The organism is Exiguobacterium sp. UBA5002 (assembly GCF_002396765.1).
Taxonomy (GTDB): domain Bacteria; phylum Bacillota; class Bacilli; order Exiguobacteriales; family Exiguobacteriaceae; genus Exiguobacterium_A.
Window position 1 is genome coordinate 102,887 of sequence record NZ_DGYQ01000033.1, and the last position, 19,116, is coordinate 122,002.

25 protein-coding genes and 1 riboswitch are annotated in these 19,116 nt (G+C 46.2%); of the genes, 17 read left to right on the forward strand and 8 right to left on the reverse strand.

The annotated features are described in order from the left end of the window. The first annotated feature begins 3 nt into the window (after window positions 1-3). The 4 genes from B4C70_RS10250 to B4C70_RS10265 all read left to right on the forward strand — a co-directional run bounded on the left by B4C70_RS10250 (window position 4) and on the right by B4C70_RS10265 (window position 3,272). The gene (locus B4C70_RS10250) at window positions 4-1,305 is read left to right on the forward strand and encodes a bifunctional metallophosphatase/5'-nucleotidase (protein ID WP_290779050.1); all 1,302 of its coding nucleotides are present in this window, start codon (window positions 4-6) and stop codon (window positions 1,303-1,305) included. Window positions 1,306-1,367: 62 nt separating this feature from the next. Continuing rightward, window positions 1,368-2,267 carry a lipoyl synthase gene (gene lipA, locus B4C70_RS10255; RefSeq protein WP_035406024.1) on the forward strand — a complete coding sequence of 300 codons (900 nt, stop codon included), beginning with the start codon at window positions 1,368-1,370 and terminating at the stop codon, window positions 2,265-2,267. Window positions 2,268-2,362: 95 nt separating this feature from the next. Beyond that, window positions 2,363-2,740: a YutD family protein gene (locus B4C70_RS10260; protein WP_056062847.1), complete on the forward strand. Its 378-nt coding sequence runs from the start codon at window positions 2,363-2,365 to the stop codon at window positions 2,738-2,740. A gap of 85 nt (window positions 2,741-2,825) precedes the next feature. After that, the gene (locus tag B4C70_RS10265; RefSeq protein ID WP_290779054.1) at window positions 2,826-3,272 is read left to right on the forward strand and encodes a general stress protein; all 447 of its coding nucleotides are present in this window, start codon (window positions 2,826-2,828) and stop codon (window positions 3,270-3,272) included. Window positions 3,273-3,308: 36 nt separating this feature from the next. Here the strand turns inward: B4C70_RS10265 and B4C70_RS10270 are convergent, their stop codons facing one another. Beyond that, on the reverse strand, window positions 3,309-3,584 hold the full coding sequence (locus B4C70_RS10270; RefSeq protein ID WP_023469147.1) for a DUF3055 domain-containing protein: 276 nt from the start codon (window positions 3,582-3,584) through the stop codon (window positions 3,309-3,311). A 35-nt stretch (window positions 3,585-3,619) separates the two neighbouring features. After that, window positions 3,620-4,600, reverse strand: coding sequence for a class II fructose-bisphosphatase (gene glpX / locus B4C70_RS10275; RefSeq protein WP_053454122.1), 981 nt, complete (start codon window positions 4,598-4,600; stop codon window positions 3,620-3,622). Window positions 4,601-4,751: 151 nt separating this feature from the next. Between glpX and B4C70_RS10280 the strand changes: the two genes are divergently transcribed. After that, a complete protein-coding gene (locus tag B4C70_RS10280) occupies window positions 4,752-5,195 on the forward strand; it encodes a DUF86 domain-containing protein (protein ID WP_023469145.1) in 444 nt (147 codons plus the stop codon). Window positions 5,196-5,201: 6 nt separating this feature from the next. Then, window positions 5,202-5,966: a TIGR01457 family HAD-type hydrolase gene (locus B4C70_RS10285; protein ID WP_023469144.1), complete on the forward strand. Its 765-nt coding sequence runs from the start codon at window positions 5,202-5,204 to the stop codon at window positions 5,964-5,966. Between the two features lie 42 nt (window positions 5,967-6,008). Here B4C70_RS10285 and B4C70_RS10290 read toward each other — a convergent pair whose 3' ends face one another. Beyond that, entirely contained in the window at window positions 6,009-6,236 is a 228-nt protein-coding gene (locus B4C70_RS10290; protein WP_012371190.1) for a NifU family protein, read from the reverse strand. Window positions 6,237-6,345: 109 nt separating this feature from the next. Between B4C70_RS10290 and B4C70_RS10295 the strand changes: the two genes are divergently transcribed. Continuing rightward, a complete protein-coding gene (locus B4C70_RS10295) occupies window positions 6,346-6,642 on the forward strand; it encodes a DUF1462 family protein (RefSeq protein ID WP_290779061.1) in 297 nt (98 codons plus the stop codon). A 41-nt stretch (window positions 6,643-6,683) separates the two neighbouring features. On the opposite strand, the gene B4C70_RS10300 is transcribed toward B4C70_RS10295, so the two are convergent. After that, window positions 6,684-7,736: an NAD(P)/FAD-dependent oxidoreductase gene (locus tag B4C70_RS10300; RefSeq protein WP_290752211.1), complete on the reverse strand. Its 1,053-nt coding sequence runs from the start codon at window positions 7,734-7,736 to the stop codon at window positions 6,684-6,686. Between the two features lie 92 nt (window positions 7,737-7,828). Here B4C70_RS10300 and B4C70_RS10305 point away from each other — a divergent pair, with 92 nt between their 5' ends. Beyond that, on the forward strand, window positions 7,829-8,062 hold the full coding sequence (locus tag B4C70_RS10305) for a YuzB family protein (RefSeq protein ID WP_023469141.1): 234 nt from the start codon (window positions 7,829-7,831) through the stop codon (window positions 8,060-8,062). 76 nt (window positions 8,063-8,138) lie between these two features. Here B4C70_RS10305 and B4C70_RS10310 read toward each other — a convergent pair whose 3' ends face one another. After that, window positions 8,139-8,705, reverse strand: a complete 567-nt coding sequence (locus B4C70_RS10310) for an ECF transporter S component (RefSeq protein WP_029342415.1) — start codon at window positions 8,703-8,705, stop codon at window positions 8,139-8,141. Between the two features lie 155 nt (window positions 8,706-8,860). Beyond that, window positions 8,861-9,003: riboswitch (FMN riboswitch) on the reverse strand. Window positions 9,004-9,114: 111 nt separating this feature from the next. Between B4C70_RS10310 and B4C70_RS10315 the strand changes: the two genes are divergently transcribed. The 3 genes from B4C70_RS10315 (at window position 9,115) to B4C70_RS10325 (ending at window position 11,889) form a co-directional block, all read left to right on the forward strand. Continuing rightward, on the forward strand, window positions 9,115-9,465 hold the full coding sequence (locus tag B4C70_RS10315) for a HesB/IscA family protein (RefSeq protein WP_029342414.1): 351 nt from the start codon (window positions 9,115-9,117) through the stop codon (window positions 9,463-9,465). A 146-nt stretch (window positions 9,466-9,611) separates the two neighbouring features. After that, window positions 9,612-10,703 carry a tyrosine-type recombinase/integrase gene (locus tag B4C70_RS10320; RefSeq protein ID WP_290779065.1) on the forward strand — a complete coding sequence of 364 codons (1,092 nt, stop codon included), beginning with the start codon at window positions 9,612-9,614 and terminating at the stop codon, window positions 10,701-10,703. 178 nt (window positions 10,704-10,881) lie between these two features. After that, the gene (locus tag B4C70_RS10325; RefSeq protein ID WP_290779068.1) at window positions 10,882-11,889 is read left to right on the forward strand and encodes a hypothetical protein; all 1,008 of its coding nucleotides are present in this window, start codon (window positions 10,882-10,884) and stop codon (window positions 11,887-11,889) included. A 550-nt stretch (window positions 11,890-12,439) separates the two neighbouring features. On the opposite strand, the gene B4C70_RS10330 is transcribed toward B4C70_RS10325, so the two are convergent. The 3 genes from B4C70_RS10330 to B4C70_RS15155 all read right to left on the reverse strand — a co-directional run bounded on the left by B4C70_RS10330 (window position 12,440) and on the right by B4C70_RS15155 (window position 13,265). Beyond that, on the reverse strand, window positions 12,440-12,655 hold the full coding sequence (locus B4C70_RS10330; RefSeq protein ID WP_290779071.1) for a hypothetical protein: 216 nt from the start codon (window positions 12,653-12,655) through the stop codon (window positions 12,440-12,442). A gap of 59 nt (window positions 12,656-12,714) precedes the next feature. Continuing rightward, a complete protein-coding gene (locus tag B4C70_RS10335; protein WP_290779074.1) occupies window positions 12,715-12,966 on the reverse strand; it encodes a YegP family protein in 252 nt (83 codons plus the stop codon). 95 nt (window positions 12,967-13,061) lie between these two features. Then, window positions 13,062-13,265, reverse strand: a complete 204-nt coding sequence (locus B4C70_RS15155; RefSeq protein WP_414654467.1) for a ribbon-helix-helix protein, CopG family — start codon at window positions 13,263-13,265, stop codon at window positions 13,062-13,064. Window positions 13,266-13,422: 157 nt separating this feature from the next. On the opposite strand from B4C70_RS15155, the gene B4C70_RS10340 reads away from it, so the two are divergent. From B4C70_RS10340 to B4C70_RS10365, 6 genes are all read left to right on the forward strand, one after another. Next, a complete protein-coding gene (locus tag B4C70_RS10340; protein WP_290779077.1) occupies window positions 13,423-13,587 on the forward strand; it encodes a hypothetical protein in 165 nt (54 codons plus the stop codon). Further along, on the forward strand, window positions 13,584-14,084 hold the full coding sequence (locus B4C70_RS10345) for a hypothetical protein (protein ID WP_290779080.1): 501 nt from the start codon (window positions 13,584-13,586) through the stop codon (window positions 14,082-14,084). The genes B4C70_RS10340 and B4C70_RS10345 overlap by 4 nt, the downstream gene beginning before the upstream one ends. Before the next feature lie 3 nt (window positions 14,085-14,087). Beyond that, complete coding sequence (locus B4C70_RS10350; RefSeq protein WP_290779082.1) at window positions 14,088-14,495, forward strand: hypothetical protein; 408 nt, start codon at window positions 14,088-14,090, stop codon at window positions 14,493-14,495. 1,898 nt (window positions 14,496-16,393) lie between these two features. Beyond that, on the forward strand, window positions 16,394-16,612 hold the full coding sequence (locus B4C70_RS10355; RefSeq protein WP_290779085.1) for a hypothetical protein: 219 nt from the start codon (window positions 16,394-16,396) through the stop codon (window positions 16,610-16,612). A 64-nt stretch (window positions 16,613-16,676) separates the two neighbouring features. Beyond that, window positions 16,677-18,482 carry a DEAD/DEAH box helicase gene (locus B4C70_RS10360; RefSeq protein WP_290779088.1) on the forward strand — a complete coding sequence of 602 codons (1,806 nt, stop codon included), beginning with the start codon at window positions 16,677-16,679 and terminating at the stop codon, window positions 18,480-18,482. 69 nt (window positions 18,483-18,551) lie between these two features. After that, window positions 18,552-19,091 carry a hypothetical protein gene (locus tag B4C70_RS10365; RefSeq protein WP_255997666.1) on the forward strand — a complete coding sequence of 180 codons (540 nt, stop codon included), beginning with the start codon at window positions 18,552-18,554 and terminating at the stop codon, window positions 19,089-19,091. Window positions 19,092-19,116: the final 25 nt, after the last annotated feature.

Consider the following 19,116-nt stretch of genomic DNA (forward strand, 5'->3'; position numbering starts at 1 on the left):
TGCATGAAGTTACACATCATTCACTATAATGATTTGCACTCACACTTCGATATGTGGCCTCGCTACATGTCCTTCGTCAAGGAACACCGGACGTACGATTCGCTCGTTTTTGATCTCGGCGATCATGCGGACCGTGTGGATCCAGCGACGGAAGCAACAAAAGGAAAGATCAATACGCATCTACTGAATGCGTTGATGCCAACCGCCGTGACGATCGGGAACAATGAAGGCATCACGTTTCCACATGACTGGTTAGCGAATCTCTACACGGAAGCGGACTTTCCGGTCCTCGTCTCGAATTTAGAAGCACCGTTTGCCAAACAAGGGGTTATTCACGAATTACCGACCGGCAAAGTCGGCGTCTTTGGTCTGACGGCACCGTATGTTGAACTATACGGTTTACTCGGTTGGACGATCGAAGAACCGTTTGACGTCGCAGCGCGTGAAATCGAGCGGTTGCGTCAAGAAGTCGACGTCTTGATTTGTTTAAGTCATCTCGGTTTCTATCAAGACGAAGAACTCGCAATGCGTTTTCCGGAACTTGATTTGATCATCGGTGCGCATACGCACCATGTCCTTGATGACGGTGTCGTCAAGAACGGTGTCTTGATCACCCAAGCGGGAAAACATGGACAATATGCAGGTGAGATCTACATGAATACGGATACGGGTGAGAAGGATGCGGTCCTTCACTCCTTGCACGATTACGCCGAGGATGAAGCGACGGCAAAATTGCTCGACCGGGAACAGTATCTTGCGGAACAACAGATGAAGGAGCCGATTGGCGAGACATCGGGTCTAGCCAATGACTGGTTCAGCGAGTCGCCATTCTCACAATTGCTTGTCGAGACGATGCGCGACTGGTGTGATGCGGATATCGCTTGTGTCCCGGCAGGCATTCTGCTTGGGTCACTTCCACCAGGTCCTGTCTCTGCCTTTGATTTACATCGACTCTGCCCGCACCCGATCAATCCCTGTAAGGTGACGATGACCGGTGTGGAAGTCCAAACTTTCCTCGACGAAGTCAAAACAGATCAGTTCGAACAACTAAAGGTTCGTGGTCTCGGTTTCCGTGGTAAGTTGATGGGGCGGATGCATTATGCTGGTTTGGCGGAACATCAACCGCTTGAGCCAACGCGAAACTATACGGTCGTCTTGCCGGATATGTTCACGTTCGGTCCACTCTTCCCAGCGATCAAAGAAATGCCAAAAGAATACTTCATGCCGGAATTGTTACGGGATTTATTGTTTGAACGCTTATCGGAGAAGTCGGAATATAATGAATTGCCTGTTCGCAAACCCTGATTGTTTGTTATACTAAAGCAGATATTAATTGACTTTTTGGGGATGAAGGGGGAAGCGAAACCATGGGACGCGGAGAAATCCAACGTAAACCGGAATGGTTGAAAATCAAGCTGAATACGAATGAAACCTACACAGAATTAAAAAGTATGATGCGCGAGAAAAAGCTACATACTGTTTGTGAGGAAGCAAAGTGTCCGAATATCCACGAGTGTTGGGCGGTACGCCGGACGGCGACGTTCATGATTCTCGGAAGTATCTGTACACGTGCGTGCCGTTTTTGCGCCGTGACGACAGGACGTCCGAACGAACTCGATCTCGAAGAACCAAAACGTGTCGCGGAATCCGTTCGTTTGATGAACCTGAAGCACGCGGTCATCACAGCGGTCGCTCGTGATGATCTGAATGATTTCGGAGCAGGCGTTTACGCTGAGACGGTTCGTGAAGTTCGTCGGATGAACCCGGAGACATCAATCGAAGTCTTACCTTCAGACATGGGTGGGAATTTCGAAGCTCTGAAAACATTGATTGACGCACAACCAGACATCATGAACCATAACATCGAGACGGTTCGCCGTCTGACACCAACTGTTCGTGCAAAAGCCACATACGACCGGACGCTTGAATTCCTTCGTCGTTCGAAGGAGCTCGCACCTGAAATTCCAACGAAGTCGAGCTTGATGCTTGGTCTTGGTGAGACATGGGAAGAGATTCTCGAAACGATGGATGATCTTCGCGCAAACAACGTCGACATCATGACGATCGGTCAGTATCTCCAACCGACGAAAAAGCACCTCGACGTCATAAAGTACTATACACCGCAAGAATTCGCTGAACTGAAACAGATTGCGCTTGGTAAAGGCTTCTCACACTGTGAAGCTGGTCCACTCGTTCGTTCATCGTATCATGCAGATGAGCAAGTCAACGCAGCGAAAAAGAATAAAACAGCACTTCCGATCGACTAACGATCAACGACCGTTCGAGCAGCTGACTCGGACGGTTTTTCGTCTGTCAGGAGAAATGGAATATGCTATGATAAGAACAGCAGGAGGTGGGAATAATGATACAAGTCAATCGGGAACGTTATGAAGTCGTCGAAGAGAAACGGGAAGGCTTTAATGAAGAAGCCTTCATCGGTCGTTTCAGCGATGTCCTTGAGAAATATGATTATATCGTGGGCGACTGGGGGCACGGTCAATTACGACTACGTGGCTTCTATGAGGATCAACACGAGAAAGCGACATTCGATACGAAGATTTCGCATGTGGCGGATTATCTCTACGAATACTGTAACTTCGGATGTGCCTATTTCATCGTCAAGAAGGTCGGATTGGTAGAAGGAGAAGAAGCACCACCTCGCTTCGACGGTTCTTCATCCAATACGTTGAAGTTGAAACGGAAGTTCGCACCTGCACCAGACAAGACGGAAGGCGAGTAATCAAACTGTCATACAGAAAAGCGTTTCTAGTGGAAGAAATTCGGCTATTACTATAAGTATCACGTACCTATAGGGGGAACTATCCATGCGAATCGTTGGAATTTACTCATCCGTACCAGAAGTCGTCAGTGCCGTGCACGATCTCCGTGTTGCGGGTGTCGTCTCGACTGATTTAAAAGTCTTAGCGCACGACAAATACGATCTCGAACAAATCGAGGAATTGGCGGATCTAAACAACCAACAGACATCCACGCGTCTGTCGCAGGAAGATCATCGTAATCTATGGCAGGAAATCAAGAGTATCTTCAAAAAAGATGAATCGGTCTCTCATGGAGATGCCATCCACGGAAATGGCTTGACGAAGGAAGACGTCGATCGTGCGAATCATGCAGTCGAAAGTGGTCAGTTCGTGTTACTTGTCGGTGATGAAGCGGATCAGCATTCAGAGCGCCGCGCTCATGACGAGTCAGATAATACGAATGTCTTCAGCGGACCGAACACACTAAATGAACGAAACGATCGTCTCTTATAAGACAAAAAAGCCTTCGTCCCGCGACGAAGGCTTTTTTCATAGACCGATATAAGCGCGAAGATACATTTCGAGTTCCGTTGCCGCATCGTCTTCGACGTCAAACGCCGTTGCGATGTAGCCGGGTTCATCGAAATCATCAGCGCCGATGATTGCATACCGATTCGATAAGAGATTCAAGACGAGAATCTTACCGTAAAAATGTTCCGAATGCGTGATGGCGAGATCAAAGCGACTTGCTTCCCCAATCCAACTGACGAAGCGTGTCTTCGTTTGTTCGACATCATCGTATAAAAAATCACGTTCTTCCATCATTCAGCTTCCCTCATTTCCCTAACGTCTGTTTCAGATTAAAGGGTTTGGGGGACTTTTTGCAAGTATGGTTTACGCGATAAGCTATGCTCGGCGATCACTTTTCGGATTGTCCGTGTTTTCGAACGCATGACGAGAGATGTCGTTTCAACGATATCATCCGTCAAGAACTTCACGCCATCGAGCATTTCGCCTGTCGTGACGCCTGTTGCTGCGAAGATGCAGTCGTCGCTTTTGATCAGGTCGTCGAGCGTTAAGAGCTGAAGTGGATCCGCTAGACCCATTCGGATGACGCGAGCTGTTTCTTCTTCGTTCATCGGATGTAAGCGTGCTTGCATATCGCCACCCATCGCTTTGACGGCAGCAGCCGTGATGACACCTTCAGGCGCACCGCCTGTTCCGATGAAGATATCGATTCCTGTTGCAGGAGAAAGTGGTGCGATTCCAGCTGAGACATCACCGTCTTCAAACAGACGGACGCGTGCGCCCATCCGCATCGCTGCTTCGCGGAAGTGATCGTGACGCGGGCGATCCTGCATGATGACCGTGACGTCCTCGATCCGTTTATTGTTGTATTGAGCTGCTTTTTCGATGATGACTTCAAGCGGGTCGTCGAGTGAGACGTGCCCTTTCAAGTTCGGTCCGACTGTTAATTTATCCATATACATATCGGGTGCGTGGAGCAGGGCGCCTTGATCGGCGACGGCGATGACGACCATCGCATTACCGAGACCTTTAGCAACGATGTTCGTTCCTTCGAGCGGATCGACGGCGATATCAACGATTGGACCGTTCGCTGTTCCGACACGTTCGCCGATGAAGAGCATCGGTGCTTCGTCGAGCTCGCCTTCACCGATGACGACCGTTCCGTTCATGTTGACCGTGTTCAAGACTTCGCGCATCGCAGTCGTTGCTGCGTCATCCGCTTCATTTTTCTTACCGCGACCAATCCATTGAGCAGAAGCTAGTGCTGCTGCTTCCGTAGCGCGTACGATTTCCAGTGCGAGTTCCCGTTCCATGTATATAACCTCCACGTCACCAATGTGACATACTATTTTCAGCAAAAATCTAAATTGAGGATAACACATTTGGGAATGTGATGCAAATGACCTTTCTGCTTTTCAGGATTGCCGGATAACGATAAAATGGAGGATGTGAGGGGGAATGAAGATGTATTTCGTCAATCGTCAAAAAATCGAAGAGACGGTCGTCTGTTATGAGACGGCACTTCGACAAAGTAAGGAAGTTACGGGGGATCCGGTGACGACGGCACTGGCTATGGAACGGATCGGTTTTTTAGTCATCGAAAGTGTCATCGACATCGGAAACAGTATGATTGATGGATTCATCATGCGGGATCCGGGAAGTTATGAAGATATCATTCTCATTTTAGAAGATGAGAAGGTCATCGATGGACCGCTCGCGACGAGTCTGAAGAAGCTCGTTGCGTTACGTACGTTGATCGTCCGGTCATTCACACAGTCGAGTATGGCGGAGATTCGGGCGGTACTTGAGACAGAGGAAGCAGAACTACGTCGTTTCCCGGAAGCGATTCGCCGGTATATCGAAACAGAACTCGGACCGGTGTCTGCATTTTTACCAAACGAGGAGTGAGTCAGGATGAAGGCAAAAGGCTATTTATTTGATTTAGATGGAACGATGTATAACGGAACGGAACCGGTAAAAGAAGCGGTCGATTTCGTCAATCGTCTGCAAGCAGAAGGCATTCCGTATTTGTTCGTGACGAATAACGCATCGATGACGGCAGAAGCTGTGGCGGAGAAACTACGCGGGATGGGTGTTCATTCCGATGCGAAACACGTTTTGACGAGTGCGATGGCGACTGGTCGTTATATTGCTGACCTGTCACCAAAAGCGCGCGTCTATGCGATCGGAGAAACAGGACTGATCGACGCGCTTGAACGAGAAGGGTTAGACGTCGTCGCAACCGAAGCGGCAGATTACGTCGTTATTGGACTCGATCGTCAAATCACGTACGAAAAACTCGCTGTTGGTGCACTTGCGATTCGTGCCGGTGCCCGGTTTATTTCAACGAACGGTGATATCGCGATTCCGACCGAACGTGGTTTTCTGCCAGGTAATGGTGCCTTGACGTCCGTCCTGCGCGTGACGACGGAGAAGGAACCGTTCTTCATCGGTAAACCAGAACCAGTCATGGTCGATATCGCGACAGAAATGATTGGTCTGTCAAAAGAAGACGTCATCATGGTCGGAGACAACTACCATACGGACATTCTTTTCGGGATCAATGGAGGTATCCGGACGATGCACGTCAATTCTGGCGTCCATACACCAGTCTTCATTCAAGGGCAGGATCGTCAACCGACATACATGGTCGATACGTTAGCTGAATGGATTCTATGAATCAAAAAATCCCGAACGAGAATTCGTTCGGGATTTCATGTATTAGAAGACTTGTTCGACTTCGACGACGCCAGCGACTTCTTCAAGAAGGGCACGTTCGATACCGGCCTTCAATGTGATTGTTGAACTTGGGCAGCTACCACAAGCTCCCATCAAACGGAGTTTTACGATTCCGTCTTCTACATCTACGAGTTCAACGTCTCCTCCATCACGAAGAAGGAACGGACGCAATTTTTCAAGAACTTCATTCACTTGATCAAACATTTCCATGCGTAAACACATCCTTTCGTATAGTTTCATTGTAACAGGGTTGAAAAATGTTCTCAATCTGGAAAACTTGTATACTAAAGAGGAGTGAATTGAAAAGGGGGACTTCAAGATGGAAATCACGGTTTACGGAACAGCGGTCACCTGTCCGAGTTGTGTCGGGGCACCTAGCTCGGAAGAGACATTCAGTTGGCTACAAGCCGTCCTCGGGCGGAAATATGAGCAAGCGATGACGCTTCGCTATGTTGATTTCGAGACAGCAACATCAGATCAATGGACGGAAGCGCTGAAAGAGGATGTTTATTTTTATCCACTGATCGTGCTCGATGATGAGATGATTGATGAGGGGTACGTCAAACTCAAGACGATCACAGCGGCAATCGATGCGAAGCTGAATCAGACGGGATGAACGAAAAAGAGGTATCCCAAAGCTTGGGACACCTCTTTTGCTCATTTAATCTTTTTGTGTTTCCATAAGACACCGGACTTCAAGAGACGTGGGACTTTCCCCGTCAGTGCTTGTTTGCCCATGACGATTCCGAAACCATCTGATTTTCCGAGTGAACCGAGCATCCCGCGCAGTTTAATTTCTGGCAGCTTCGGTAATTTCTTTCCTTGCCACTTGGCTTGTAAGACATCGACGACTTGTTCTGCCTGATGTTCTGCGAGTTGACCACTTGGTGCATACGGTAGACTTGCACAATCACCGATGACGAAGACGTTATCGTATTCCGGTACGTGATGATGTTCCGTCAATTTGATCCGACCGCCACTGTCCGCAGCAAAGCCGAGATCGCGTACAACTTTGACCGGCTGCGTACCAGCTGTCCAAATCGTTAAGTCGGATGGATACGTATCGTCGCCGTTTCGCACATCGTCCGCTGTGACGAGCGTGACATTCGAGTTGTTGATGACTTCAACGTCATGTTCCTCGAACCATTCCTGAACGTAAGACGAGACTTTATCGGATAAGAACGACAAGACGGATGGACCGCGGTCGAACAGACGAATCGTTAAATCCTTCCGGCTCTCATGTAGTTCACTGGCGAGTTCGACACCAGATAGACCAGCACCGACGATCGAGACAACGGATTCCGGTGACAGACCATAAATCGCTTGTTGTGTCTTCCGTGATTCTTCTAGTGTCTGGATGCTGTATGTAAATTCTTGAGCACCCGGAATGTTGTGGTATTTATCCTCGCAACCGAGGGCGATGATTAAGTCATCATAGAATAATTCTGATCCGTCCTGCAGATGGACCGTATTCGTCTCTGGTGAGATTTTGATGACATGTCCATATTTATAGGTAAGATGTTTCCCCTCCGGAAATTCAATCCGGACATCCCGATCTGATAATGTACCTGCTGCGAGTGCGTAGTATTCCGTTTTGAGTGCGTGGTACGGTAGACGGTCGACGAGCGTGACGGCAACTTCCTCGTCCTTGAATCGCTCACAAATCCGCATTCCACCATAACCTCCGCCGAGTACGACCAATTGCTTCATAACGTAAAATCCCCCTTAGTTCCCCTAAATCAGTCTGACCTTGTATAATACGACATGAGGCAGGTCGTTTCCTGCTTGAAGGAGGAAAAAAAGTGAATCCGATTATTGAATTTTGTATTAGTAACTTAGCGGCTGGTACACAGGTCGTCATGGAGCAACTTGAACGTGACCCGAATGTTGACGTCGTCGAATACGGTTGCCTCGGTTATTGCGGGATTTGTTCGCTTGACCATTTTTGTCTCGTAGATGGTGAGACGGTCGTAGGCGAGACGCCGGAAGAGTTGCTTGAAAAGATTTACCTGAAAATCGAAGAGAATGAGCTGTGAGCATGGACAGCCAAAAAATCCCCTCGTTCGTCTGAACGAGGGGATTCGTGTCCGTCAGCGGGCGCAGCTTTTCGGATCAGGCAGATTGTTGACGGCGCATCATCCATGGGCGTAGTTTCAAGAACAGTGGAATGAAGAGTGCCGAGATGAACAACGCCTTGATGACGTTAAACGGTAAGATACCGGCTGTGATCGCTGTCCATTTGACAGCTGGATCCGCCATGTAGTCCATACCGAGGAACCATGCATACGCTGGAAGGATCAAGATATAGTTGAGGATCGCAAGACCGAGTGCCATCGTGATCGTACCAGCGACGAGACCAGTTGCGAGACCTTGTGTTGATTTCTTTTTGTGGTAGAACCAGCTGACAGGAAGCACGAATGCGACACCAGCAGCGAAGTTCGCGAATTCTCCGACCGGAACACCACTTCCGCGGAAGATGTAGTATAGCACGTTCTTCAATGCTTCGACGATGACACCTGCGACCGGTGAGAACATGATCGCTGCGACGAGAGCAGGAACATCACTGAAGTCAATCTTCAGATAGTTCGGTAAGAACGGTAGTGGAAAATTGATAAGCATAAGAACAAATGAGATTGAACCTAACATTGACAGAGTGACCATTTTTTGTGTGCGTTTCATACGAGTATTGTCTCCTTTTGCTCGTTCCTCTCGATGAAGTATTGGCATGACTGCGTCCATAAAGAAACCCCTATTGATGAGATCAACAGGGGAGAAGTCCGCATTAAATAAACCTAATCGATTGTTGCAAAAATCGATCAAATTCAAACTCATGCCGCCATCTTCTCCCATCCAGACTGTACTGTCGGCTCCTGAATTACACAGAATCAGCAAATAGCGCCCTATTCGCTCGCGGGCTTCAACTCAAGAAGAGTTGTTTACCGCCGGTCGGGAATTTCACCCTGCCCTGAAGATGGAACGATTATTTTGTTGTACATACCATTTATACAACGAATTCAAGATAGTTTCAAGCAACTAGGTTTCGATTCGCTCAGAAGTTGCGTATACTAAAGAAAAGGAAGGTGATGACATGATCCATTTAACGGAGGCAGCAGCGCTACAAGTCCAGGACATGATGGCGCAGGCACCAGCAGATGAACGGAATCTTCGGATGCTCGTCCAAGGTGGTGGATGTAGTGGTCTGTCGTACGGAATGGGATTCGACCAACAGAAAGAAACGGATCTCGTTTTCGAACAGCACGGCGTGACCGTCATCGTGGACGAAAAAGATTATCCGGTCGTCAAAGGACTGGAAATCGATTATAAACAGTCGATGCTCGGCGGCGGATTCACGATCACGAATCCGAATGCCATCGCAACATGCGGTTGCGGGACTTCGTTCCGGACGGCAACGAATGCCGGGACACCGGGTGGCTGTTAAGTTATTCGCCTGTTGAGCGCTAACTGACGCAAATGAGCGCAGGGATGCGAAGGGTGATAATGTCGAAGGATAAGATTGATTATTACTACGTGAGCACCGCGCTAATGCGTCTTCTATCGGTAAAACGATGGGAGGCGCTATTTTTTATGGCTAAAAGAAGAACGATGAATGGTGGAGGTGTGCGCAGAACTTTGCGTGCGCCAATCGGTAAGGGGCGAAAGCAAGATGGCATAATTAAGGCTGATTTGAATGTTGCATTAGATCGGGCAGTCAGCGAATTTTTTGAGTCTAGAAAAGCGCGGAATTTAAGACCGGCAACTGTCGAAGCATACTCGCTGACTTGGCGAAAGTTTGACGCATGGCTTCGCGAAAAGTATCCCGAAGTGATGTTTGTGTCGGACGTTGAAAATACACATGTCCGAGAGTTCGTTCTTTATTTAACGGAAGAAGCGCCACGTTACGGCAATCATCCTTCATTAGGAAAGAAGGACTTCGGTAAAGGGTTGTCTGCTAACTCTGTTAACGGAGCAATCCGCAATTTAAGAGCGATGTTCAACTACTTCGAAGAAGAAAAGATGGTTGAGAAGAATCCTACGGCGAATATACGGCGCCAGCGAACGGATGACGACGTGATTCAGTCCTTTACAGATGACGAAGTGACTGCGTTGCTTGATGCGTGCGATCAGCGCACTTTCGTAGGTTTTCGAGACTATGTATTTCAATTTTTGTTGTTGGATACTGGAGTGCGTAATAACGAGGCTACGGGTCTTCGATTTGCGGATGTCAATTACAAAACAAGAAGTCTCTATATTAACGGTGACAAGGCAAAGAATCGTAAGGGGCGTGTTGTCCCTATTTCTAAAGAAGTATTGGATTTATTAGAGGAATTACAAGCCGAAGCAACTTTTCATTTCCCTGAAGCAGAACATTATTTCATGTCGACTAATGGTGTACCGATGCACCCTAACAACATGAATAAGAGGTTGAAGTTTTACGGAGAAGTGACTGGGGTTGAAAAGCGAATACGCACGTCTGCTCATACGTGGCGACATACTGCAGCTAGGAACTATGTGCTGAACGGTGGCGATGCTTATACGCTGATGCGCTTACTCGGGCACTCTAGCGTCACTATGACGAGACGTTATGTACAGATGACAGATAACGACGTACAAAACGTCCATGAGAGAGCATCTGCTATTCGCAAATTCCGAAAATTATCCAAAGGAAGTAGATTCTGAACACAAAAAAAGCGTCCATGCGAAATACGTAAGCCCTGGCCGGGGCAGACGACACATGAACACCAATCTCTAGTTCTAGTGTAAGAAATTTTCACTCGAAAAGCAAGCCAGTAACGCCACACAATAATATAGTGATGCGTTATTTTGCATGGATGCTCCGAAAAGGGAGCCTATACTAATGTCACTTAAAAATATCACTCACATACTTAACTCCGAAACACTAGCCTCAATGACGACGCATGATAGCGTAGACGACCTCAATGCGACGTACTGGGCGCAAGTCACGCTAAACGGCGATCAACTAACGAAATTAGAGCGTGAGGTATACTACCGATTAAATCAATTTGCTTTGCGCTATATCGGCGTAGCTTATTTGTCTGCGAACAAACTCGCCACTATCGTCGGATGCGGTCGTGCAACGGTATTCCGCGCTTTTAAGAAGCTCCGCACACTTGGCATGATCGAGGTACATAACGCTAAACGACGCTCTGATAACCGTCAGACTTCTAATATAGTCCGTATACTGCCCTTACCAATCGAAGAAACAGCGGATACTAAAGAAATAGATAATGGAGTGCCGCAATTCGAAGAAGCGCAACCAGCGAATGATTCGCAAGGCACTATTCAAAATGATTCACAAGGATATAGCCGAAATGATTCGCCATTAATTTCTTCTCTTTTAAGTTCTTTTTCTTCAAGCTCTAAAACATTCGATGCTACTCCGAATGAAATATTGAGCGCCTTTAACGTGGAAACAGAACTAACGAGGGCGATACAACCGTTAGCGATTCCGGTTGAACAAAGAATCGAGTTGCTAACGAAAGGTATCGCCAATCACGTCAGATCCGTTTTATCACGCCAGTTCCCGTTACTCGTCCGCAACTTTGATCTACTCGCTTATGTTCGTCAGATTGAATCTGCAGCAACCCGTACTGCCTATGTCGCGAAGAAAAAGAAACTTCGCAGTATCACTGGGTACTTTTTAAGCGTGGTCACTTCGTTAGTATGTGATGAAATGGCGCAGATGACCGCTGAGATAGCGATAGAAGAAGCATCAGGCGAAGGGTTGTCCGGATACGCAGCAATCGTGTATGGGCGCTATGTGGCGCAAGAGTACGCATCAGACGAAGGATTGGTAATGGTTCGCAGTATTATCGATGAGTGTTCTATCGGTGAAGTCGGGTAAGAGCGGACATAGCGCTCCAGTGTACACGTATTATAGAAGGATATGGAAATCGAGATGTCCGTTTCGTTCCGGTTAAATCCGCATCGGGCGCGGGATGCGCGGCTGCTTTTTATTTTGAGCATAGAGTGTAACGGACGTTTTACGATGGAGTAATATAGTAGGAAACAGAAAAGACGGTTATACTTTTCTACACTCTACACAGGCACGCACCTTCAACTGGACGGCCGTTATTTATTTTTGATGCGATTAATCCGCTGTATATTCGTTGCATAAATTGTCGACAAATAAGGCGCCAATCAACGCAACCATGCGGTATTTCAGCGTTATGTATAACTTATGCATACGGACATGAACGAATGACTGTGCATGAATGGCTTAACATCAACGTTCATTGTGATGACACTAACGCAACACAACATGGTTAAGTAGCGTTGTTAATACGTTTTTTATTCATCGATCAATTGCGGTAGGGTAACGAGGGTTGCGCGACCCCCAAGGACACCGGCGATTTTCCCTCCTTCCTAAGCCATAATACGTCCGCGCACCAAAATTACGGTTCGACTTCGAAGCGCATCGTAAACGTTCCGTCAGTCGGCGGTAAGTACTCGATGTCTGCGAATAAGGTTTCGGCTTGAACGATTGTTGCGCCTACAAGGCAGTCTTCGTAATTAGTATAGTCGACGCTGGATGCGATTAGAGTTCCGTCGTCGTCGAGCAGTAGAAAGCGCAGAGTATCATCCAGGTTATGTACGATGGTGAGTCGCATATTTTCGCCTCCAAAATAGTAATAGTAATAGAAAGGACCTGTATAAACAGGTCATGGATTTAGTCGAAATCAAACTTAAATTGATCTAGAAGCCATATATCATAATCAGTGAGTTCAATAGTCCTTCCATCGCTAAGGTCGCAGTGGTCTATTACTTCTATGTTAGGAAGACTCTCGATGATGGAGTTCGCAGCTTTTTTACAGTTGATATGTTGAGTAAAATCTTCGCTACGAGCAATTATTCCATTTTTCTCATCTTTAATATGAAAACAGTATTTACCATTCTCTCGTTTCATAATTTCAAATCTCATTTGTGGTCACCTCCTTCTAACAATATTTTACATCATATTTATTAGGTTAAATTAATTACTTTAGGAAATTGTTTCATCAAAAAAGCCACGCTATATTAGCGCAGCTCTTCGTTAATTTCAGATTTAAGCGGCAATCCTTGTTGGTGACGAAGATAGACGTTTGCAATCGCTATATCAACGAGCTTTGATCTATTAGATCCGTGTGCGTCTACGATTTCGTCCATCCTCGCCAGTGTTTCATCCGAAAGAGTAAAATTTACTCGCTTCCGCAGTCTGTTCTTCTTCTCATCCATTTTCATACCACACCCCTTTGAGCAAATGTATCATCATTAAATAAAACGTGTGTACAAATACTTACATTATTGACCAAAATAATAAACAAAACCTTCCAAAAGTAAGTACAAGTGTGTACACTAAAGGCGTGGAATTACATTTTAGGGATTTGGAGGGATATAGATGATTAAATTAGAGAACAAAGGTTTCGGACAATTTTGGATAACCCGCGATGCTGTGACCTATATCATTGGATTAAGTGAAGCAGCTAAGATTTTGAAATGTTCGATTGATGAAGTTCGAAAAATCACTTTTGCTACAGTAGAACTCTCGGAGGTAACTCAATGAGCTTTGGGTTAAGTGAAATCAAGGCAGATCAATTATCGAAATCCTATTTCTTCAATAGAATAGCGACAAACTACGAAGAACCTGCGAAAGGTCATTCATTAAGCGAACTGTTTCCGCTATTGACTAGCGCAGTAACTCCGACTGACCTGACTGATCGGGAAGACTACTTATCAGGAATCGAGTTCGCTGGCAAAGTAATACTCGACACTCCGGTATTTCGTTGGGAGGGTATCACGACATTCTACCGTGATCGTGAAGAGATGTGGGATGACCTAGGGACCATCGACCGTGAGCGAGTTTCAATGTGGTTTGCCGAATATGCAATCAATGAAGCCAGCGAGGAAGTATTTGGCGCAGAGGTTTTGGAAGGTGTCTACAACAAGCTAAGATACTGTTCTATTCAACACATCGTTCACAGCCGCAAGATAAAGGTTTACGTGTCAGATATCGTTTATCGTCTATCGTTTTCACCGGATCCGGATTGGGAGGGACAGTAAAACATGCAAAAATCATTGCTCATAAGAACGCAACGCCAAGGTACGATAGCCAACGTCGAGATCCCGCAATTGGATTCTTCTTGGACGATACCACTCGGAACTAGGTCGATTTCATTCTTTACGGAGGTTCACGTCAAATTGCCATGGGGCGTTGAGCAAACAATCACAGCAACATCCGCGCCAATCACCGATGACGAACTCGGCGGCCAGGAAGTCGAAATGGAAGCACTACGAGTCGATTCAAGTAGCGCAGCAGTCCGGGAAGCAGTTAACCTAGCGCTAGGCTTCTCGATCGACAACGAATTGATTGATCCTTGGCGCCCGGTACCGAATCAAATCGGCATCTATACGCTAGGAAACGTCGTCGTCGAAGTAAAGCGCGTTCAGGCAAGAGTCGAGATTCATCGATAAGCATACAGGAATATCGTAGAGGCGCCTAATGGCGTCTTTTTTCGTGGCTATAAGTGGAAAAACGGAGCGTGGCGTATCAGACGAGGGTGTTGTATAGGTACGGAAAGGCTGCGCTGTAATCATGTTTGGATAGCGAAGAATAGAGCTAGTAATATAGGCTATCGTTTTTATCGCTGTTTATAGCGCAGTTCTAGCGCTATACCATCAAACCATACCGACATACCCGCAATTATCGCCACCTGTTATTTTTACGATTGGTGGGCGGTAAATTACGCATAGAATCGAAGTAGAGTGCGGTAGCAGGCGAGGGCAACGAGGGGGGTTACGCGAGGATATCGAAGCAAGGGCGCCATGATGCGTTGATCGGCGAGTTATATCGGGTGCTGGCGCAGTATCCTTTAATGCGTTAAATCAACCACAGGGTCAAATACGTTCAATTGCAAAAGTGACTTGCGCCTTAGAGCCGCAACGGTTTCCACGTTTTTTCGGCAAAAAGTTCTCTTAGTCTTAGAGAGCGCAAATTATGGCGCAATTTAACGCCATAGGGTCAAATACGTCCAATTGGTCGCTAAAAGAGGGTCAAATTCGTCCAATCGCAAAACAGCGTTTAGCCTTAGAGCGCCAATGACTTTCAGCGTTTTTAGCGAAAAAGTTCTCTTAGTCTTAAATAGCGCAGTATTACGAATTTAAAAGCCTGCGATCTTTGTCTACCGACAAATCTCGCGCGAATAACAAACTCTTGTATAGTCGACATAATCAATTACATTGCTAACACACGTGTGACGCGACAGCGGCACTAGTACTTGAACTTCAAAAACAAACACTCTTCCATAAAAGACTTTAATGAGTGCCTGTTTGTTTTTTTAATGCCGATATAAGGTCCTGCGATCTTTGTCTACCGACAAATCTCGCGCGAGGTATACTGACATATTTATGAGCAGGTGGTAATACAGGCGAAAGCACTGGCGATATACTGCGCTATATGACGCAATAAAAATAATTAAATTTATTTGCGCAAAAAATAGTGAAAAAAGCGCCAATTGTTCTATTACGTTATAGAGAAGTAAAACGATAAATTTATTTTGCGTAAAAACCGTACAAAAAGCGCTAATTGTTCTATTACGTTATAAGAAAGAATTTATTAAATTTATTTTGCGTAAACAGTCGATGAAAAGCGCTAGATGTTCTATTAGTATATGAGGAAGCATTACGCAAGCCTACGAGAGTAGGCGCCAATATCCGCGGATCAGCGCTAATAAAAATAATTAAATTTATTTTTCGTAATTAAGTTGCAAAAAGCGCTAATTGTTATATGTAAGTATGAGAGGGCACGTACTACAGATTATTTTACGCAAAAACCGCACAAAACCCCGGATTGTTGCATGTATATATGAGGGATTGTTGCCATTGAGCACACCTCAAAAATAGTTGCGAATTATTTTCGTTAAAAATAGTATAAAAAGCGCCAATTGTTATATGTACTATTGAGAAGATATAGGCAGTAAATTTATTTTGCTTTAAAACCCGACAAAAAGTGCCGATTGTTACCTTACTATATGAGAAGGCATAGCCCGATAAAATAATTAAATTTATTTTTAACAAATAACAGCCAAAAAGCCCTTATTGTTGCATATAAGTATGAGAAGGCATAGCCCGATAAAATAATTAAATTTATTTTGCGAATTTTGCCTGTAAAAAGCTCGAATTGTTCTATGTATATATGAGGAAGTACTGTCTCCAAATTTATTTTTATGAAAAATGGAATGAAAAGCGCTAATTGTTACCTATAAATATGAAGAGGCATTTAAACATAAATCATCTCAGCAATCCGGCAGGTGCCGAGTTGCTTTTTTTGCGTTGTATTAGCCACATTGGCTTAACCATAAGGAGGAAGCAAGATGAATTCCATTCAAGAGATGCTTAACGTTTCAGGCTTGTCGATTCGAGAAGTCTCGCGCCAAACCGGAGTCTCACGCTATATCACGCACCAAATCATCTCATACCCGACGTACCAACCGAATGATCCGAAGAACAAACGCAAGATTATCGCATTTTTGACCGATTATCTAGCGCAAAAAGGCGAAAAATGCACACAAATCGTAAAGGAGCTGGCATGAAATGACGCTAATTTCAAGACCGTTTAAGCAGTCGACACTTTGCCGAACTGATTTAGTAGAAAGCGTGACTACAACGCTAGAGACGAACGGTAAAACAGTCACAGAATCGCAAGAAGCGCACTTTTATCGCATGGTTGACGTGCTGGTGAATCGTCGTGCTTACGACAAAAAGGTCGCCATCGTCGCTGACGTCGGTTTAGGTAAGACGTTATTGATTACGCGGTTTATCGAAGCCACAGCGAAGCATTCCGGTAGTCCGATCGTTGTCGTAGTTCCGCGCGTTGAGGTCGTGGACCAACTGGTGACCGCAGCAAACGAAGCACGCGAAGGTTCAGCCATTGCAATCCGGCGCAAAGATAGCTTTGTTGACGAGACAGATTACGCAAGGCAGTTAGATGTTGCGCATGAGTTCCGCATCGTGATCCTTACGCACGCAATGTTCCGGATTGCGCTTGATTCCGGAATGTTCGATAGCCGGTTGGCGCAGTTTACAGGAGTAGTCGGTACATTGAAAGACACTCGTTCAATTATCGTTGACGAACAACTTCCGTTACTACGCGAGCATGCTATCTCACGAAGCTCTTTAAGCATGATAATGACGAATTTAGAGAACGTCGTAGAGAATACTCGCCGATTCACCGGCACTAACTTTGCTGTTCGTTCCTTCGAAGAGGTACGTCAACATATTCGGAACTTGTCTGACGTGATTGATCGGACTGAACGCGAGTCATTTCACGCAAAGCGCATACCTGCGATTAATGAGGCATTTTCGCTACCCCCAAGCCTATTCGAACAAGCACGCGCTCGCTTCGGCTTTGATTTCGAGCGACTGTTAAAGTCTTTTGAGTTCATCGTAAAGACCGGCGCGCGGTTGGAGTGGAAGCAAACTAAGACGGATGGGGTTTATTTGACTGATAACCTTGGTGCTTCCGTCAACGATTTCGGACTGTCTTGCTTCGAATCCTTAGCTGGGTCCTTGAATCCGTACGACGTCGTTTTCTTCGATGCCACAGCGGAGTTTGACGCAATGTACGACTTGTTGCCGAGCCTCCAAATCATTCGCCCGGAGACGCCAGTATTCGACTATTCAAATCTTACAATTCGCGTCTGTAACGCCGTCACTGCTTCTAAACGATGGGCATCGAGTCCAGATAACATCGAAAGACTGCGCTATTTAGTCGAAGGCGAGCTAATGCTCGAGCATGAGCAACTCTTGGTGTCCGTATTTAAAGGGGATCCGATGGAACTGCTTATGCAGCGTCTTGCTGCGGTTAATCCGGATAGTGTCTTGTACAAACCGAATGACAGCGGCCGAGGCGTGAACGATTACGAGCATGCAGACGCAATCTTGCAGGTAGGTACTGCGATTCCAGCGGCTATTACGAACATAGCTATCGGAGACAGTCGCTACCCCGATGAACAAATCGATGGACACTATAAGCCTGATCGTAGTGCTTCGATTCTCTATGCGGATCCGTTAGTGCAAGGTGTCGTCAATTCGCATATCGGTGTCACGACAATCCAAAATATCGGTAGACTGCGGCCAGGAAGAAAAGAAGACGCGCTAACTGCCTATCTCTTAGCTGTTCCTGACGAGGCTGTAGCAATGATTGCGCAGGCGTTCCCTGGTGCGAAGATAATTCATGAACCAATTTTAAAAGGCGAATACAGCGATACAGTTAAAGCTATCGCTGATTTACTACAGACACACGATGAACCGGAGCTAAAGAAGGCGCTGATTTGCAGTGCGATCGGGATTGCCCCGAACTCGCTCACCCGTGCTCTACGAGAGAATCAGACTTTAAATCGCGTTTTTACAGCGCATGGCTACGAACGCGTTTCGACACAGAAGTATAAAAAATCAAATTGATTACACAAAGGCGTCTTCCTTCGGGGAGGCGCTTTTTGCATATAAAAAACTAGATTGGAATGGTGCCAAATGACGGAAGATCAAAAACGACGGATTGCAAACCGAAAGAAGCGACAGTCTCGACACACACTATTAGGACGTCTGCAGCGTTGTGCAGAAAAAGCTAATCGAAGTGCTGCAGAACTAGGGCTGGATGATCGCATCACTACCGCGGAGCTTACAGAGTTGTACATGAAGCAGTCGGGACGTTGTGCGATTTCAGGTAACTTGCTGACTTTCAAAGATCCGGAGAGCCAATCATACCTTTCTCTTGACCATGTGATCGGTCTACGGTGCAAGAGCGGTTTAGGGACAAACACTGTCGCTAACATGCAGTTGGTTCGACTGCCTCTAAATAAAAGGAAATCCGTGAAACCCCTTAGCAAGCTATTCAATCGGAAGCGCCCTGTAGTGACCCGAATGATGTTGGATAGTTTTGAGGAAGGGGAGATTGACGCACTTGTCGAGAGCCAAAGAGCTCAAATGATTAGTCTTGGATTGAAACCCAAAGATGGTTTCACTGTTGTTGCCAATTATGTAGAAAAAAGAAAAGTAAAACGCGCTGGGTGACATGGTGAACTGCTCCCTGTCAAGT

Coding starts and splice junctions, on each gene's coding strand:
- B4C70_RS10250 (WP_290779050.1), top strand. CDS start 4: ATGAAGTTACACATCATTCACTATAATGATTTGCACTCACACTTCGAT.
- lipA (WP_035406024.1), top strand. CDS start 1,368: ATGGGACGCGGAGAAATCCAACGTAAACCGGAATGGTTGAAAATCAAG.
- B4C70_RS10260 (WP_056062847.1), top strand. CDS start 2,363: ATGATACAAGTCAATCGGGAACGTTATGAAGTCGTCGAAGAGAAACGG.
- B4C70_RS10265 (WP_290779054.1), top strand. CDS start 2,826: ATGCGAATCGTTGGAATTTACTCATCCGTACCAGAAGTCGTCAGTGCC.
- B4C70_RS10270 (WP_023469147.1), bottom strand. CDS start 3,584: ATGATGGAAGAACGTGATTTTTTATACGATGATGTCGAACAAACGAAG.
- glpX (WP_053454122.1), bottom strand. CDS start 4,600: ATGGAACGGGAACTCGCACTGGAAATCGTACGCGCTACGGAAGCAGCA.
- B4C70_RS10280 (WP_023469145.1), top strand. CDS start 4,752: ATGTATTTCGTCAATCGTCAAAAAATCGAAGAGACGGTCGTCTGTTAT.
- B4C70_RS10285 (WP_023469144.1), top strand. CDS start 5,202: ATGAAGGCAAAAGGCTATTTATTTGATTTAGATGGAACGATGTATAAC.
- B4C70_RS10290 (WP_012371190.1), bottom strand. CDS start 6,236: ATGGAAATGTTTGATCAAGTGAATGAAGTTCTTGAAAAATTGCGTCCG.
- B4C70_RS10295 (WP_290779061.1), top strand. CDS start 6,346: ATGGAAATCACGGTTTACGGAACAGCGGTCACCTGTCCGAGTTGTGTC.
- B4C70_RS10300 (WP_290752211.1), bottom strand. CDS start 7,736: ATGAAGCAATTGGTCGTACTCGGCGGAGGTTATGGTGGAATGCGGATT.
- B4C70_RS10310 (WP_029342415.1), bottom strand. CDS start 8,705: ATGAAACGCACACAAAAAATGGTCACTCTGTCAATGTTAGGTTCAATC.
- B4C70_RS10315 (WP_029342414.1), top strand. CDS start 9,115: ATGATCCATTTAACGGAGGCAGCAGCGCTACAAGTCCAGGACATGATG.
- B4C70_RS10320 (WP_290779065.1), top strand. CDS start 9,612: ATGGCTAAAAGAAGAACGATGAATGGTGGAGGTGTGCGCAGAACTTTG.
- B4C70_RS10325 (WP_290779068.1), top strand. CDS start 10,882: ATGTCACTTAAAAATATCACTCACATACTTAACTCCGAAACACTAGCC.
- B4C70_RS10330 (WP_290779071.1), bottom strand. CDS start 12,655: ATGCGACTCACCATCGTACATAACCTGGATGATACTCTGCGCTTTCTA.
- B4C70_RS10335 (WP_290779074.1), bottom strand. CDS start 12,966: ATGAGATTTGAAATTATGAAACGAGAGAATGGTAAATACTGTTTTCAT.
- B4C70_RS15155 (WP_414654467.1), bottom strand. CDS start 13,265: ATGAAAATGGATGAGAAGAAGAACAGACTGCGGAAGCGAGTAAATTTT.
- B4C70_RS10340 (WP_290779077.1), top strand. CDS start 13,423: ATGATTAAATTAGAGAACAAAGGTTTCGGACAATTTTGGATAACCCGC.
- B4C70_RS10345 (WP_290779080.1), top strand. CDS start 13,584: ATGAGCTTTGGGTTAAGTGAAATCAAGGCAGATCAATTATCGAAATCC.
- B4C70_RS10350 (WP_290779082.1), top strand. CDS start 14,088: ATGCAAAAATCATTGCTCATAAGAACGCAACGCCAAGGTACGATAGCC.
- B4C70_RS10355 (WP_290779085.1), top strand. CDS start 16,394: ATGAATTCCATTCAAGAGATGCTTAACGTTTCAGGCTTGTCGATTCGA.
- B4C70_RS10365 (WP_255997666.1), top strand. CDS start 18,552: ATGACGGAAGATCAAAAACGACGGATTGCAAACCGAAAGAAGCGACAG.